The sequence below is a fragment of the Methanococcus voltae PS genome (assembly GCF_024807035.1).
Taxonomy (GTDB): Archaea; AGJL01; Methanococci; order Methanococcales; family Methanococcaceae; genus Methanococcus; species Methanococcus voltae.
Genome location: NZ_JANUCQ010000003.1, coordinates 93,299 through 109,794, shown reverse-complemented (window position 1 = coordinate 109,794; position 16,496 = coordinate 93,299). Strand labels below are relative to the sequence as shown.

The 16,496-nt window shown below is 29.2% G+C and carries 16 protein-coding genes; 15 read left to right on the top strand and 1 reads right to left on the bottom strand.

Annotated features, from left to right (window positions below; translation table 11 throughout):
* Positions 1-96 precede the first annotated feature (96 nt).
* From mmp3 to M2325_RS06110, 7 genes are all read left to right on the top strand, one after another.
* Positions 97-1,638: a methyl-coenzyme M reductase-associated protein Mmp3 gene (mmp3, locus tag M2325_RS06140; protein ID WP_259052099.1), complete on the top strand. Its 1,542-nt coding sequence runs from the start codon at positions 97-99 to the stop codon at positions 1,636-1,638.
* A gap of 245 nt (positions 1,639-1,883) precedes the next feature.
* Positions 1,884-3,053 (top strand): homocitrate synthase family protein, encoded by a 1,170-nt coding sequence (locus M2325_RS06135; protein WP_209591240.1) that lies wholly within the window; start codon positions 1,884-1,886, stop codon positions 3,051-3,053.
* 114 nt (positions 3,054-3,167) lie between these two features.
* Positions 3,168-3,326, top strand: a complete 159-nt coding sequence (locus M2325_RS06130; RefSeq protein ID WP_209591233.1) for a hypothetical protein — start codon at positions 3,168-3,170, stop codon at positions 3,324-3,326.
* Between the two features lie 342 nt (positions 3,327-3,668).
* On the top strand, positions 3,669-4,094 hold the full coding sequence (locus M2325_RS06125; RefSeq protein WP_209591231.1) for a 30S ribosomal protein S19e: 426 nt from the start codon (positions 3,669-3,671) through the stop codon (positions 4,092-4,094).
* Between the two features lie 253 nt (positions 4,095-4,347).
* Entirely contained in the window at positions 4,348-4,701 is a 354-nt protein-coding gene (locus M2325_RS06120; protein WP_209591230.1) for a DNA-binding protein, read from the top strand.
* 12 nt (positions 4,702-4,713) lie between these two features.
* Positions 4,714-5,334 carry a DUF7411 family protein gene (locus M2325_RS06115; protein ID WP_259052098.1) on the top strand — a complete coding sequence of 207 codons (621 nt, stop codon included), beginning with the start codon at positions 4,714-4,716 and terminating at the stop codon, positions 5,332-5,334.
* 5 nt (positions 5,335-5,339) lie between these two features.
* The gene (locus tag M2325_RS06110; protein ID WP_209591228.1) at positions 5,340-5,495 is read left to right on the top strand and encodes a 50S ribosomal protein L39e; all 156 of its coding nucleotides are present in this window, start codon (positions 5,340-5,342) and stop codon (positions 5,493-5,495) included.
* A gap of 99 nt (positions 5,496-5,594) precedes the next feature.
* Here M2325_RS06110 and M2325_RS06105 read toward each other — a convergent pair whose 3' ends face one another.
* Complete coding sequence (locus M2325_RS06105) at positions 5,595-6,314, bottom strand: winged helix-turn-helix domain-containing protein (protein ID WP_259052097.1); 720 nt, start codon at positions 6,312-6,314, stop codon at positions 5,595-5,597.
* 239 nt (positions 6,315-6,553) lie between these two features.
* Between M2325_RS06105 and M2325_RS06100 the strand changes: the two genes are divergently transcribed.
* The 8 genes from M2325_RS06100 (at position 6,554) to M2325_RS06065 (ending at position 16,349) form a co-directional block, all read left to right on the top strand.
* Positions 6,554-6,703 (top strand): hypothetical protein, encoded by a 150-nt coding sequence (locus M2325_RS06100; protein ID WP_209591226.1) that lies wholly within the window; start codon positions 6,554-6,556, stop codon positions 6,701-6,703.
* 340 nt (positions 6,704-7,043) lie between these two features.
* Positions 7,044-7,715, top strand: a complete 672-nt coding sequence (locus M2325_RS06095; RefSeq protein ID WP_209591225.1) for a cobalamin B12-binding domain-containing protein — start codon at positions 7,044-7,046, stop codon at positions 7,713-7,715.
* 137 nt (positions 7,716-7,852) lie between these two features.
* The gene (locus tag M2325_RS06090; RefSeq protein WP_259052095.1) at positions 7,853-8,941 is read left to right on the top strand and encodes a uroporphyrinogen decarboxylase family protein; all 1,089 of its coding nucleotides are present in this window, start codon (positions 7,853-7,855) and stop codon (positions 8,939-8,941) included.
* A gap of 298 nt (positions 8,942-9,239) precedes the next feature.
* Positions 9,240-10,325: a uroporphyrinogen decarboxylase family protein gene (locus M2325_RS06085; protein ID WP_209591223.1), complete on the top strand. Its 1,086-nt coding sequence runs from the start codon at positions 9,240-9,242 to the stop codon at positions 10,323-10,325.
* A gap of 229 nt (positions 10,326-10,554) precedes the next feature.
* Positions 10,555-11,625, top strand: a complete 1,071-nt coding sequence (locus M2325_RS06080; protein WP_259052092.1) for a methylcobamide:CoM methyltransferase MtbA — start codon at positions 10,555-10,557, stop codon at positions 11,623-11,625.
* Positions 11,626-11,704: 79 nt separating this feature from the next.
* On the top strand, positions 11,705-13,765 hold the full coding sequence (locus tag M2325_RS06075; protein WP_259052089.1) for an ASKHA domain-containing protein: 2,061 nt from the start codon (positions 11,705-11,707) through the stop codon (positions 13,763-13,765).
* A 107-nt stretch (positions 13,766-13,872) separates the two neighbouring features.
* Positions 13,873-14,817, top strand: coding sequence for a CobW family GTP-binding protein (locus M2325_RS06070; protein ID WP_209591220.1), 945 nt, complete (start codon positions 13,873-13,875; stop codon positions 14,815-14,817).
* Between the two features lie 200 nt (positions 14,818-15,017).
* The gene (locus M2325_RS06065) at positions 15,018-16,349 is read left to right on the top strand and encodes an MFS transporter (RefSeq protein WP_209591219.1); all 1,332 of its coding nucleotides are present in this window, start codon (positions 15,018-15,020) and stop codon (positions 16,347-16,349) included.
* Positions 16,350-16,496: the final 147 nt, after the last annotated feature.

Here is a 16,496-nt window from a genome sequence, read left to right as displayed (position 1 = left end):
TATAAACATATAATTATGTAATACCTACATAAGAATCATATAAAAAGTATGTTTTTAATTATTAAAGTTTATTTTTAGTATCTGGGAGCGATTAATATGGCAAATAAAAAAATTAAAATAAAATTAAACAACGTTGAAAAGGAATTTGAATCTAAGAACCCTTTAAAATTGAAAGAAGTTATAGAAGGGGCACCTTATCTTGAAAATTCAAACATAGCCATAATTAAAGGAGTTAAACAGGAAATATCTGAAAGTGCTATGAAATATAGGATAAAGACTACAGGAGGAGCTTTTATATTAAAAGTAACTGAGGAAAGTCCAGTAGTTGACTTTTGGAATAAAAACTATAAAAAGTTTGAAGATAAAAATTTAAGGTGGAAATCAGTTTCTGATGTAGCTTTTGGTAACATAACAATTGATTTAGATGTAAATACGGAATCAGCGGACTTTGATCGTTGGGACGTATTATTGAGTATTTCGGGTCTTGATAAATCAGAAGGTCATCTAGTATTCATGAGAAAAGATAATACTGAAGCGTATGGTCTTCATAATCCTAAATTAGGAATTTTAATTGGTGGAAAAAGACAATTGGCTAATTTAAAACCTTCTGATAAAATTATATCGATAGATTTACTAAGAGAATCAAAAGAATCTGTAGATTACGAAGTTACAACTGATTTAAATACTATAATAGAAGATGGATGGGAAATTTACACATACTGTGAATTAAACTTAAAAGGTCCTGCTAAAACAACAGAACACGCCCTATCCATCTTTGAAAATGGATATATTGAAGTTTCTCAAAGTTCAAACACGTTTATATCTGATTCAAGGTTACAAACTTTAAAAATAGATGATTTAAATACTTTACCTCGTGAAAAAGGTACTGTAACCGTTAGAAACACTGGCGTAGGTATGGGTAAAGTATACATTTACAAAGAAAGCAGAACTTCTTCATTATCACATACGAATGTTGGAAAAGTCGTAGATGGTCAAGAATTGATTAATTTTTCAACAAAAGGTATTGTTACAACAATTTCTAAGCCTGAACGTATTAATTTAATTGGAAAATCCATAAAAGATGCTTTAAAAATTTTAAACGAGTATGACATTGAATTAGAGAATAAAGAAGATTTCTCAAATTCAGATGTCGAAAAAGTAATTGTAGAGCAAACTCCTAATTATACATTAGACCTTTTAGATGCTAAAAAAGTCACCTTAAAAGCAGTGAATCCTGATAATATACTTCATATAAAGATATATGACAAAAAAGCGCCAAAAAGTGCTTGGTACTTTAGAAAATTAACGGGATTAACTACAAAAAGAATAGGTATTCTTAAGACATACTTTAAACACCAAGATATGGCGATGTTTGAAAGAAATTTAGAGTATGCAAAAGCTTTATTGCCTGAAAATACGCCAAAAGAAAAATTAGACGGAAATAAAATTGCTATTACAAACATGGTTAAGAAATACAAGGGCTATGCAGGAATTAGAACTAGTAGTAGTGATAAATATGGACCTACCGGGGAAACTTTCGAAGGTACAAACGTTGTAGGGGAAATTGTAAAAAATGAAGGTGTTTTAAAGAGTTTAAAGCCAAAAGATGAAATATACCTATATGAGGAAATTGAATAAAATAATTATATTTATACTTCTAATTTTTATCCTATGAAAAATTATTAATACTATTAAACATCATTTTGATATTTAATAAACATTATTTCTAAACATTAAAATATTTTTTAACTTCGCTATTATTTTTATAAATATTTAAGCTATTTTAAAATATGAATCAATAATTAAAACAATAATTAAAACAATAATTAAGTGATTGTCAAATTAATTTAAACAGTAACTGCAAGAATTGGGAGGAATTCTTTATGGAATGGAAAGCCACATGTCCTTATAATCCTAAATTAGATTTAAAGGACTGTTATTTATACGATACAACACTTAGAGACGGTGAACAAACACCTGGGATATGCTTTACAAAAGAGCATAAGTTAGATATTGCAAAAAAGCTTGATGATATGGGCGTTAAACAGATTGAAGCAGGTTTCCCTGTAGTATCTGCATCTGAAAGGGATATTATCAAGACTATATCTTCCGAAGGTTTAAATGCAGAAATTTTGGCGCTTTGTAGGGTTGTAAAAGATGACATCGATAAGGCTTTAGAATGCGATGTAGACGGTATTATTACATTTATTGCAACATCGCCCATGCATTTGAAATATAAATTACATAAAGAATTGGATGAAGTAGAACAAATGGGAATGGATGCTATCGAATATGCGAAAGAACATGGACTTTTCGTGGCTTTTTCCGCAGAAGATGCAACAAGGACTCCTATTGAAGATATACTTAGAATTCATAAAAATGCAGAAGAGCATGGAGCAAATAGGGTGCACGTAGCAGATACTGTGGGATGTGCTACACCTCAAGCTATGCATTTCATATGTTCAGAATTAAGTAATACTCTTAAAAAAGCACACATTGGCGTACATTGCCACAATGATTTTGGTTTAGCAGCCATTAACTCCATATATGGACTTATGGGTGGAGCAAAAGCTGTATCTACTACTATAAATGGTTTAGGAGAACGTGCAGGGAATGCACCTTTAGAGGAGTTTGTAATGACTTTAAAGGCACTTTACGAGCACGATATGGGTTTAAAAACTGAAAAACTGAAATCTTTATCCCAAACTGTTGAAGAATACTCTAAAATAAAGTTAGCAGAAAATAAACCAATAGTTGGTAATATCGTATTCTATCACGAAAGTGGAATTCACGTGGACGCTGTTTTAGAAAATCCATTAACATATGAGCCGGTATTACCTGAAGTAGTTGGACAAGAGAGAAAAATCATATTGGGCAAACATTCTGGTTGTAAGGCAGTAGCAAGCAGATTAATGGAGCAAGGAATTGAAACAGATAGGGAACATTTATGGGAAATTGTTAAAAAAACTAAAGAAACCCGTGAAAGTGGCGTAGAAATAACCGATAACGTATTTAAAAACATCGTACACCAAATATTGGATGATAAAAAATAGATTACATAATTTAAATAATTATCATATAATATTATTATAAATAGGGGAATTAATTAAATATTATATAGAATTATCGTAATTAATATAGTATTTATAAAAAGTAATTGTGATAACATGTTTGATTTGATATCTATAATAGGAATACTCATTGTAGCAGTCATAATTTGGGTATTATTAAGTTTATTCTTTAAAACAATGAAACTAATGATTAAACTTGGTTTAATTTTGGTTATTGTATTAGTTATAGCTCATTTTGTATTGGGTATTTTCTAAATTTTTTATTTTATATTTTTTTAATATATTTAAATTAACAAGGGTATACTAACGGCATTTATAAAATTTTTTTAATGAATCAAAAACTTTTAATTTATCAGATAATAGCTATCAAAGCTTAATTTATCAGATAATAGCTTATAATTTAGTGTATGTCCAGTATATCTCAATTATATCACTATTATATCACTATTATCAGATGAGGGAAACCATTATATACTTGTACTACATAGTAAAACTGCTCGGTATTTAGGAAAGATTAATAATATATTTATTAGTTCTACGAATCCATAATCGTCAGCTATTCGAACGATGGATCATATTAGAAAAAGAGGTGTTTACATGGTAACAGTTTACGAAGTATCTCCAAATGAATTAATTGAAAAATTAGCAGAAGAATTAAAAGAAATGGGCGTTCAAGAGCCAGAATGGGCATTATATGTTAAAACAGGTGCACATAAAGAAAGAAGACCAGACGATTCAGACTGGTGGTTTGTAAGATGTGCTTCAATCTTAAGAAAAGTTAACATGAACGGACCAGTTGGCGTTGAAAGATTAAGAAGTGCTTACGGCGGAAGAAAAAACAGAGGATGTGCTCCTGAAAGATTCGTAAAAGGTAGCGGTAACATCATCAGAAAAGCTTTACAGGCATTAGAAGCAAAAGATTTAATCTTAAAAGCTGAAAATGGCGGTAGAATCATTTCACCAAAAGGACACGCATTATTAGACAACGTGGCTAAAAAAGTTTCAGATGCTTCAAACGAATAATTATTCAACACTAAAAAATGATTGCATTTAAATTTAAATTTTTAATTAAACCTTTAAATAAACTTTTAAATTTAAAATACTGTTATATATTGGCAAATATACAATTATATAATTTTAAAGCTTTTAATTATTTAAATGGCTAATATTATATAGTTACATAGATAATTATAATACAAGAGTTACAATATAATTATATTAATGTAACGTAATAAATTCAATATTATGCAATTATTGATTGGTAGTTGGTGATTAGATGGACCCTGAAGAGATAAAAAGGCAAAAGTTAGCAGAAATGCAACAAAAAATTCAAAATGACCCTGAAGCTCAAGCACAAATGCAACAGCAACTTGAAGAACAAAGGGCACAACAAGAAATGCAAAAACAAAAGATAATGAGACAAATATTATCTGAGGAAGCAAGGTCAAGATTGGCAAGGATAAAAATGGCAAAACCTCAATTTGCAGAACAAGTTGAGTACCAATTAATTCAATTAGCACAATCTGGAAGATTGCCTATTCCTTTAGACGATAACAACTTTAGAGTTATTCTTGATAAAATTCATGAAAGCGCTAAACCTAAAAGAAGTTTCAGCATAACAAGACGTTAACTTTGTGAGACCATGGATGCAATTAATACAAATAATTTGAATAATAAGGCTCATGTATTGTTTAGTGGTGGTAAAGATAGTTCATTATCGGCTATAATTCTAAATAATCTAGGATACGATATAGAATTAGTAACCATAAATTTTGGAGTTTTGGATTCCTATATTCATGCTCAAAATACTGCCAAAATATTAAATTATTCTCATAAAGTTATAAGCTTGGATAGCGAAATTCTTGAAAAATCTGTTGATATTATCTTAAATGATGGATTCCCATCAAATGGAATACAATACATTCACAAAGAAACATTGAATATTATTTCTGATGATTTTGAAGTTATTGCAGATGGTACGAGAAGAGACGACAGAGTCCCTAAGCTAAGCCACGCAGAAGTTCAAAGTTTAGAGATGAGAAAGGATATTCAGTATATAACTCCACTTATGGGTTTCGGACATAAAACTTTAAGAAATCTTGTTAATAGTTATTTCGAAATTTCAGAAAAAGAGAGTGAAGAACTCTTAAAATCGGATTATGAAACCGAAATAAGGGCAGTATTGAGGTCAAGAGGCGAAAATCCTTTGGATTACTTCCCTAAACACATCCAATCAAGAGTGATCGGATTAAAAAAGAGGTGAATTTTATGGCAAGCAATAAACCATTAGGTAAAAAAATAAGATTGGCTAAAGCTTTAAATCAAAACAGAAGAGTACCTTTATTCGCAGTAGCTAAAACAAAAGGTGCAGTAAGAAGCCACCCAAAAATGAGAAACTGGAGAAGAAAAAACCTTAAAAAATAATTGAATAGTTATTTTATATTTGATTATCTTTTTTATATGACTTATTTTTAATTCTTTATTTTTTTATTATTATTTTTTTATTAATTAACGCATATTTAATTATTCTAACATTTTGGACACATTTACAATTTTAAAAAGTGATTTTATAATATATTCTCCTTTTTTTGATAAATAATAATTTCCTTTTTCGAATTTTTGAAATATAATGCCCGAATTTTGGAGTTTTTGTAAATGAAATAGTAAATTGCCAGATTTTAATCCTGTAATGTTTGAAAGCTCTGAAAAACTATGATTTGCATATAATAGTGATTTTGCGATTTTTAACCTGTGAATATTTGAAATTGGTTCTAATATTTCGTAGATTTCTTTTTCTGCAATATTTGCAAATTCTTTGATTTCTTTTTCTGTATCTTTAACGCCTAATGATTTTATAAGGGCGTGCTGTTTTTCAAAAGCGTCACTATCTTCATATTTACACTCTTTGTTAAATAATGGTATTTTTTTGCTTAAACTACTTCTATTTTTATAATGTTCTACAAATTCATCAGGGCTATCTCCTTCAAAATCTAAAAATTTGTTTTTCTTTAAAAATTTTTTAAACTCAGCCATGTACTTTTTTTTCAACTTTTCTTCATTCTGTATATTTTTATATAATTCATCACCGCTATCTTTATCTTTTTCATATTCCTCATCTTCTTCAAGTGAATTTAACTCCACATTTTCTATTAGTTCATTTAATTTCCCATATAGTTTTACTATATCTTTTTTAATATCTTTTATTGATTCATAATCTATATTACATTCCCGTTCTTTTTTCATATTCTACCTGAGATTTTGATATCAGTTATAGTATTTTTATTTATTTTTAAAGTTTCATGATATTTAATAATTAATAGGTTATTTAAATATACCAAATTTTAATCTTGACTATTTCACTGACAATTAAGTATATGTTTACTTCATCGAATATATAATTCAAGTATATTATATCTCAAATAAAGAAAATTTGAAAACTACTAAGATACTATTAAACTATAAAAAAAATATTTGGTGATATTATGGAATCTTGTAATAAAAATGAAAATTGTAATTGCCCTAACGTACAGTGTCCTCACTATGGTAACTGTAAAGACTGTATAAATGCACATTTAGAAGGCGGTACTCCGGTATACTGTATGGCAAAATTATGCAATAATAAAGATAATTAATTTTATTAATTTGTGGCTTGTCAATATTGTAATTACAAATATTTGTTATATTACAATATTTTTAACATATTTATTTTTAAATTATTATTATATTTAGTATAATTATTATGTACCTTTTTCAATGATTTAAACTCTCAGATATTACTATTTTAAAAAATATATTAAAAATAAATTTATTTTAATTAAAGTAGTTCTTAATAGATTTCTTTACATCCTTATTCGATATTATGTTTTCTAATGAAAATTATAAATATATTGATTACCATAGTATGGGGTGCTATAATCTAAACATTAAAAAATATGATTACCCTATTAAAAATCTTAATATATGAGGCCAAATATGACAGAGTCACAAGAAAATATGATAAAGCAACTTTCAGATGCTGTTTTAGATATGGATGAAGATTTAACAGAAGAATTATCTGATACATATATTAAAAATGGATACAACGCATTCGAAGGAATTTCAAAAGGATTGGCAGATGGAATGAACAGAGCAGGTGTTATGTACGAAGAAGAAGAATACTTCATACCTGAATTATTAGTATGTTCCGATGCAATGTACAAAGGATTGGATATTTTAAAACCTCATTTACAATATTCAGAAAATGACGAAAAAATGAAAGCAGTAGTTGGTGTCGTAGAAGGGGATACTCACGACATTGGAAAAAACTTGTTTAAAATAATGTTAGAAACACAAGGTTTCGAAGTTTATGATTTAGGTAGAGATGTACCACCTATTGAATTCGTAGAGAAAGCTAAGGAAGTAAATGCGGATGTAATTGGATTATCAACACTTATGACAACTACAATGGATAACATGAAAGTTGTTATCGATATCTTAAAAGAACAAAATATGAAAGACAATACCATCGTAATGGTTGGTGGCGGTCCTATCTCACAAAGCTTTGCTGATAAAATTGGCGCAGATGGTTATGCTCCTGAAGCTTCAAAATCTGCAAGAATTGCAAAAGAATTAGTTTCAAAATTAAAAGATTCAAAATTGAATTAATGAATTAATTCTTGAATTTACTTTTAAATTAATTTTTAAATTTAAAATTGATATTTAATATTTAATATTTAGCATTGGCATTTAATTTAATAATTAAGTAATTAAATCTAATTAAATCTAATTAAATTGTGATATAGATGATTAGCGATACAATGACCCCGGCTCAAAGAGCCAGGGCAAAATCAAACGGTGAACCAATCGATAGATTACCATGTAATCCAAATATTGGAAATGGTATTGCAAGAATTGCAGGCTATAAGATTTCAGAATTTAATAGCAATTCTGATGCTTTAGCGGACGCTGTTATAAAATCTTACAAGATGTTTGGAATGGATGGTACGAGAGTTTTTACCGATTTGTTCTTAATAGCTGAGGCAATGGGTGCAAAAGTTAATAAACCCGAAGATAACACTGCAGATTTGGAAGAACCTGCAATTGACGATATTTCAAAAATAGACGATTTAAAAGTAATCGACCCGTACAAAGATGGTAGAATACCCATACATTTAAGGGCTATGAAAAAAGTTAAGGACGAAATTGGCGACGAAGTTTCAGTAACTGCTTCAGTTGTAGGTCCATTTACAAATGCCTTCTTTTTAATAGGTATCGAAAAAATGACCAAAATGTTATTAAAAGACCCTGAATCAGTTCACAAATTATGTGAAATTTCATTAAAAAGCTGTATGAAATTAACTGATGCGGCTTTAGAGCAAGGGGTAGGAGTTACAATCTCAGAACCTTTATCTTCTTGTACTGTAATAAGTCCTAAACACTTCAGAAATTATTCTGCACCATACCTTAAACGTTTAATTGATTATATGAAATCAAAAGGTGTGGGAAATATTGTATTACACATTTGCGGTAAAACTGACCCAATATGGGACGATTTAGTAGATATGGGTGTTAATGTATTAAGTATTGATGATATTGCCGATTTAAAACTTTGTGCTGACAGAGTGGGCGATAAAATGGCTGTTGCAGGTAACGTTGACCCTTCCGCGATAATGTATGCAGGAACTAAAGAGCAAGTTAGGAAAGCAACTTTAAAAAGCATTAAAGAAGGTTACATGGCTAAAAAAGGCTTTATTATAATGTCTGGATGTAGTTTACCTGTGGAAGTTCCTATTGAAAACATACAAACTATGATGGATACAGTAAGAGAAGTAGGATGGCCAGTAACTGATGAAAAATTAGAAAAATTAATGGCTATTACAAAATACGAGTAATTTAAAAAATAATTTTAAATCAAAAACTAAAAGCTAAAAACTAAAAATTAAAATAATTATCAAATAAATTATCGATTCAATATATTATGTTATTAGTTAAGTCTCTCAATCTTTAATTATAACGTTAATATCAGTAAATATAAATTCAATAGCAATTTAAAATCCATATATTACATATTTTAATAAATATCGATTATTTAAATAATTCTTTAGTTTTGGTTTAATTTAATTTAATTTAATTTTTAAATCCAATTAAAAAACGTACACAAAATTATTTATTAGTAGCATGAGGCAAACTATGAAAGATAAGATGACTCCTCTTCAAAGAGCTAAAGCAAAAGCAAACGGCGAAGCAGTTGATAGGTTACCTTGCAACCCTAACCTTTCAAACGGTATTGCAAGAATTTCAGGTTGTAAAATTTCAGATTTTAATAAAGACCCAAGAGCTTTAGCGGACGCTGTTATAGCAACCTACAGAAGATTTGGTGCAGATGGAGCTAAAGTATTCACCGATTTATTTTTATTGTCAGAAGCTATGGGCGCTAAAATGAAAATGCCTGACGATGACACAGTTGATTTATTAGAACCTGCAATAAATGATATCTCAGAAATTGATAAAATACCTTTAATTGACCCTTACAAAGATGCAAGATTACCTATTCACTTAAAAGCAATGGAATATGTTCACGAAGAATTAAAAGACGAAGTTCCATGTACGGCACTCATTGTAGGTCCATTTACAAATGCTTGTTTTATCATCGGCGTTGAGAAAATGACTAAATTAATGATAAAAGACCCTGAATCAGTTCACAAATTATGTGAAATATCCCTAGAAAACTGTATCAGATTCACCGACGCAGCTATAAAAACTGGTGTGGGTATAAGCATTGCAGAACCTATGGCTTCATGTACTGTTATAAGCCCTAAACACTTCAGAGAATACTGTGCTCCATATTTATCAAAATATGTAGACTTTGTAAAATCAAAACTCAATGGTGTTTCAATCCACATTTGTGGTCAAACTAAAGCAATATGGACTGATATAGCAGATATGGGTATTAACGCATTTAGTATTGATGATATAGCAGATATGGAAGACTGTGTTAATACAATAGGGGACAGAATGGTAGTAACAGGTAATGTTGACCCTTCAGCAGTAATGTATGCGGGAACTAAAGAAGAAGTAAGAAAAGCTGTTATAAAATCCGTTCAACAAGGTTACAAAGCTAAAAAAGGCTATGGAATTATGTCCGGATGTGGCTTACCTGTAGAAACACCTATTGAAAATATAGACGTTATGATGGATACTGCTAGAGAAATAGGATGGCCAGTAACTGATGAAAAATTAGAATATTTGTTAAGCATTAACAAATATGAAGAGTAATTTGCAATTAAATTAATTGCAAAATGGAATTTTATAATTATATCTAATTTATTATTTTTAATTTTAATATTTTTTATTAAAATTAGATTATTTTTAATGTATTTTAAAGAATTTATTTGAAATTTACTTAATTACTTAGAAGTATTCTAAATTACGATTAAAATTACAATTACAACATACCATATTGTACATATTAATATACCCTATATCAACATGTTACGGTGATTATGTGATATCCCCTAAAGAACGATTAAAAGTAGTTTTAAAAGAGAAAGAAACCGTAGATAGACCTCCCTGCATATGTCCGGGCGGTATGATGAATATGATAGTCAAAGATATCATGGATATTACAAACATATATTGGCCAGAAGCTCATAACGACCCTCAAAAAATGGCGGATTTAACATATAGATTATATAAAAATGGCGGATTTGAAAATGTTGGCGTTCCTTTTTGTATGACTGTAGAAGCAGAAGCTATGGGTGCTAAAGTTAAAATGGGCACTGAAATAACTGAACCAAGAGTTACAGAATATCCAATAAATTCAGTAACTGAATATATGAATTTAACTGAAATTTTATCAACTAAAAAAGATGAAAAAGATGAAAATGGAAATATAACTCGGGAACAAGTAATATTAGACTCTATAAAAATTTTGAAGAATAAAGATAAAGATGTACCCGTGGTTGCAAATTTAACTGGCCCTGTAAGTGTGGCTTCATCATTAATGGAACCAATTACATACTATAAAGAACTTAGGTCTAAACCAGAAAAGGTACATGAATATATGGATTTTGTTACTGATAACTTAATAAAATTTGGTAAAGCTCAATTAAAAGCAGGTGCTGACGTTTTAGCAATTTCTGACCCGAGTGGTACCGGTGAAATATTAGGCCCTAAAATGTTCAAAGAATATGCTATGCCTTATTTAAATAAATTAATAGAAGAAACACAAGATTATGCTCAAACAGGTACAATAATACACATTTGTGGTAGATTAAAAAGTATATACGGCGAAATAAAAACTTTAGAAAGTGATGCAATCAGTTTTGATTCAATAACTGATGTAAAGCAAGTTGTTGAGAATGTGCCGGGTAAAGCAATCATGGGTAATGTAAGTACATTTGCCTTAGAAAACGGTAATCCTGAATCTATAGGTAGAATGAGCAACGCATGTATGAAGTTTGGAGTAGATATTTTATCTCCTGCATGCGGTATTGGCGTTAGGACAAAATTAGAGAATATTCAAGCAATGGTAAATACAGCAAAAAATTCCTCTAATTCAAATTTAAAGAACTAAAAATATTACAATAATAAAAAATAAAAATCTAAAAATCTAAAAATCTAAATTTTTATATAACTACATTTAGAGGCTTAAAATGGCAATAATTACAGTAATTAATTCAAACATTGAAAATAATATGTTAAAATTTGACAATGGTGAATTACTACTTAATATTCTCCAAAATAATAGTTTAAAGGTAGAAAGTCCATGTGGCGGTGCTGGAACTTGTGGAAAATGTAAAGTTAAAATTTTAAATCAAAATGAAACCAACGTTTCAAAACCTTCACCTGAAGAATTAAGATACCTTTCAGAGGATGAATTAAGCTCTGGAATTCGTTTAAGTTGTTTAACTTATGTATATGATAATTTAACCGTGGATTTACTTAGTGAAGCTAATTTATCCAATAATGAAGAGAGTAGCTCCCATAAAATTTTAGCAGATGGATATATTCCAGAATTTAAGTACAATCCAAACATTATGAAGATATCTTGCCCCCTAAATAAAGATACGCTAAAAATGATGGATATTGAAAATTTAAAGGATAAAAATATTAAAACTTTTGAAGAAATCTTTTTGAAATTATTGCATGATGGTGTTAACAAAAGATACGCTAAAAATGATGAATATTGTTTAGATATTACTAAATTAAATTTAAATTTAAATAATTTAAATATCCTACATTCAATACAACAATTATCTGAATTACTATCTAAAAATTTAAATCAAGAATCCGAAATAGTTATTAATGCAATTTTTTCAGAAAATAACTTATTAGGACTAGAAATTCAGGAAAAAGAAAATTTAAACGAAAATAATTCAACAGATTTGGATTCAAATTCAACACATGATTCTAATTGCTATGGGGTGGCTATAGATATAGGTACAACTACTGTAGTGTCTTCTTTAATAGATATAAAAAATGAAAAAGAGCTTTGTTCCGAAAGTAGAATCAATCCTCAAAAACAATATGGTTTAGATGTACTTTCAAGAATAGATTTTACAAAGAAGAATGAAAAAGGTTTAAAATTATTACATAATAGTATAATCTCTTGTATTAATGAAATGATAACTGATTTAGCTCAAAAACAAGGAATATCTAAAGAATCTATTTACGAAGTTGTAATATCTGCAAATACTACGATGTTACACTTTTTAATAAATATTGATGCAAAAACAATTGGTAAATCTCCTTATTTGCCGATATTCTTAAATTCAAAGTATTTAAAGGCAACTGATTTAAATATCGATATTTCAAAATTTGGTAAGATGTACTGCTTACCTGGCGTTTCTGGATATATTGGTTCAGACATAGTTGCTGGGGTAGAAGTATCCAATTTAGAAAAAACCGATAAATTGGTATTGTTTATAGATATTGGTACCAATGGGGAAATAGTTTTATCAAATCATGGTGAATTATCCGCATGCTCTTGCGCAGCCGGTCCTGCGTTAGAAGGTATGAATATTAGTTGTGGTATGAGGGCAGCAAACGGTGCGATAGAAGGTTTTAAATTCAAAGAAACTGAAAAAAATGAATCTACCAACAAAAAAGATTTAAAAGATTTAAATGCCGATATAAAGGTAATTGGAGATTGTGAACCTTCGGGAATTTGTGGCAGTGGTATTTTAGATATTATTTCTGAAATTGTAAGAGTTGGATTGGTGAATAAGACTGGACGTATAAAATCGCCAAATACTATGAATGAACTCTATAGGGATAGAATCATTGAAAAAGAGGGCAAAAGAGCTATATTAATTTATGCTAATCCGCATTCAAACGATAAAGACATCTATATATCTCAAAATGATATTAGACAAGTTCAATTAGCTAAAGCAGCAATAGTATCGGGTTTTGAAGCCTTACTGAATGAATTAAACGTTTCAATGCAAGATTTGGATGAAGTTATAGTTGCAGGACAATTTGGAAAACACCTTAGTGAAGATAGTTTAGCCGGAAGTGGTATAATACCTAAAGAATTAAAAGATAAAGTTCGATATATTGGTAATTCTTCCAAAATAGGTGCTTTAATGTGTTTATTATCTAAAGATTCTAGAAAAAATATGGAAAATGTAGCAAATAAGATAAAATACTGTGAATTATCTACTAAAGACGGTTATGAAGATTTATTTATCAAAGCTTTAAATTTTAACAAATAATAATCTTAATAATCTTAATAATCTATAGTAGCCCAAATAAAATAACATAAAATAAAAATCAATTAAAATATGAATTATTTAATTAATTTGAACTTAAGGGGTAAATTATGAACAAAATAAAAATAGACGTAATATCAGGGTATTTAGGTTGTGGAAAAACTACATTCATTCAAAAATTAATTAAAGCTACAGAAAATGAACGAATTGTAATCATTGAAAATGAATTTGGGGATATTGGTATCGATGGGGATATATTAAGAGATAAAGGTTTAGACGTTGTAGAACTTGAAAAAGGATGTATTTGTTGTACTTTAAAATTAAACTTTTTAAAATCTCTTAAAGATATCGTAGAATATATGAAACCTACTAGAATTATTGTGGAGCCTACTGGAATGGCTCTTTTAAGTCAAATACTTGGTATCGTACTTGATGAGAATAACAAGGAGATTCAGGACAATTGTAAGTTAAATTCTGTAATTACTGTGGTTGATGGTGAAAATTACTTAGACCAAGTTGAATTGTTCGGTGATTTTTTTAATGACCAAATAAGGAATGCAGACAAGTTAATTATCAGTAAATCTCAATATATAACCCAAAATGAATTAGATAATATTGTAAATTCCTTAAAAGAACTAAATGATAATGCAATACTTATTTCTGAAAATTGGGATAGTATAGATTCTGATAAATTTTTAAAAATCATTGATGATAATAAAGAAACAATTTCAAAAGAACTTTACATTGGAGATGTTCACAAAGCTATGCAAGGCGTTTCAAGTGTTTTAGTCAATTTTAACAATCCTTTAAATGTTGAAGCTTTTAAAAATGCTGTAGAATCTTTAAAATCTAATAATTATGGATTAATTATGCGAGGAAAGGGATATATTAATTATATGGATGATAAAAATCCTGAAGTTAGACGTTATGCAGAATTTAACTACGTTGGAAATAACTACGAACTTGAAAATTTAAATACTAAAAAATCATCCGAAATTTGCATAATTGGTAAAGATTTAAAAGAAAAAGAAATCCTAGATTTATTTAAATTTTAATATATATCATTTTTATTTTTTAATTATTTTAGTTTATTTTAGTTTATTTTTTAATTTAATTAATTTTTAGTTATTAATAAATCTAATGCCCATATTATATATATTAGTTAGATATAATAGAATTACGAGAGACTTGGTGATAACACTTATTGAACCGAAAATTGATTAATAATGGCTTAATTCAATTTTGAGGTACTATTATGTTATCGAAAGAAAATATATCTAAAATGATGAAATACAGATGGGTAATGTTTGCAGTTCTTGCAATAGTTTATTTCTTTGTTTACTTCCATAGAACATCTCTCGCAGTTATGGCTGGAGATTTAATGAGCACTTTCGGCGTAGGCGCTGGACAAATAGCTTTATTGGGTTCTGTATACTTCTATGCTTATGCTTTAATGCAGATACCTTCTGGTGTTTTAGCAGATAAGTACGGACCTAAAAAAGTTGTTTCAGTATTCACCTTAGTAGCTGCTGTTGGTGCTTTATTAACTGGTATAGCAACAGATTTCAATATGGTAATCTTAGGTAGATTATTAATTGGTATCGGTGTAGCTGCAGTATATATTCCAATTATGAAAGTACTTGCAACCTGGTTCAGAAAAAACGAGTTTGCAACACAAAGTGGTGTAATGTTAGCCGTAGGTAACATTGGTGCTTTATCAGCAGCGGCTCCTTTAGCTATGTTAAACACTTCATTAGGTTGGCAAACCGTATTCTTGGGATTAGGTGGATTTTCAGTATTATTGGCAGTTTTATCCTATATTTTCATTAAGGATAGACCTTCAGACAAAGGATTCCCTACAATAGCAGAAGTTGAAGCTTTAGAAAGTGGTAAAGAGGTTTCAAAAATCGCTGTAGAATCTCAAAAGGCTGAAGCACCTAAAGCTGAGAATAATATTGGCATTAAAGATGCTATGAAAATGGTAGTTAAAGAAAAATCATTCTGGGCATTAGGTATTTGGTTCTTCTTCTTCTACGGCTCTTTAATGGCTTACCAAGGTTTATGGGCAGGTCCATACTTCCAAGATGTATTGGGCTGGGATAAATTAACCTATGCAGGACTTTTAATGTTTATAGGTTTAGGTCTTATCTTTGGATGTCCAGTTGCAGGTTACTTAGCAGATAAAGTTTTAAAATCAAGAAAAAAGACTTTAATAATTGGTACCGTACTCTACACTGCATTATGGTTTGCAATATGGGCTTTGACTGGCGTAGATAATCCGTTGATTTACCAAGTGTTATACTTCTTATTTGGTTTCTTCGGCGGTTTCTTCGTTGTATCATATGGTCAGGTGAAATCATTATTCCCTATATCAATTGCAGGTACTTCAACAGCTATCTTAAACTTCTTCCCATTCGTGGGTGGTGCAGTATTACAACAAGTTTGTGGTGCTATAATTGCAAGTTATGGTATAACAGCAGCAGGTGGCTTTACAATAGCAGGTTACCAAACAGCATGGTTAACTTTAGCTATTGGAATGGCAATAGCAACTGTTTCAGTGTATTTCTCAAAAGAAAAGGGTTTATAATTAATGATATTTGTTGAAAAAAATAATATGATTCAATTGATTGAAAATTAATTAAGATTATAGCAACCCCAAATTATTTCAAATCAGTTAAAAATGTTATTAATTCAACTAAATCATAATTAAATCCCAAAATTTTATTTTTATTTT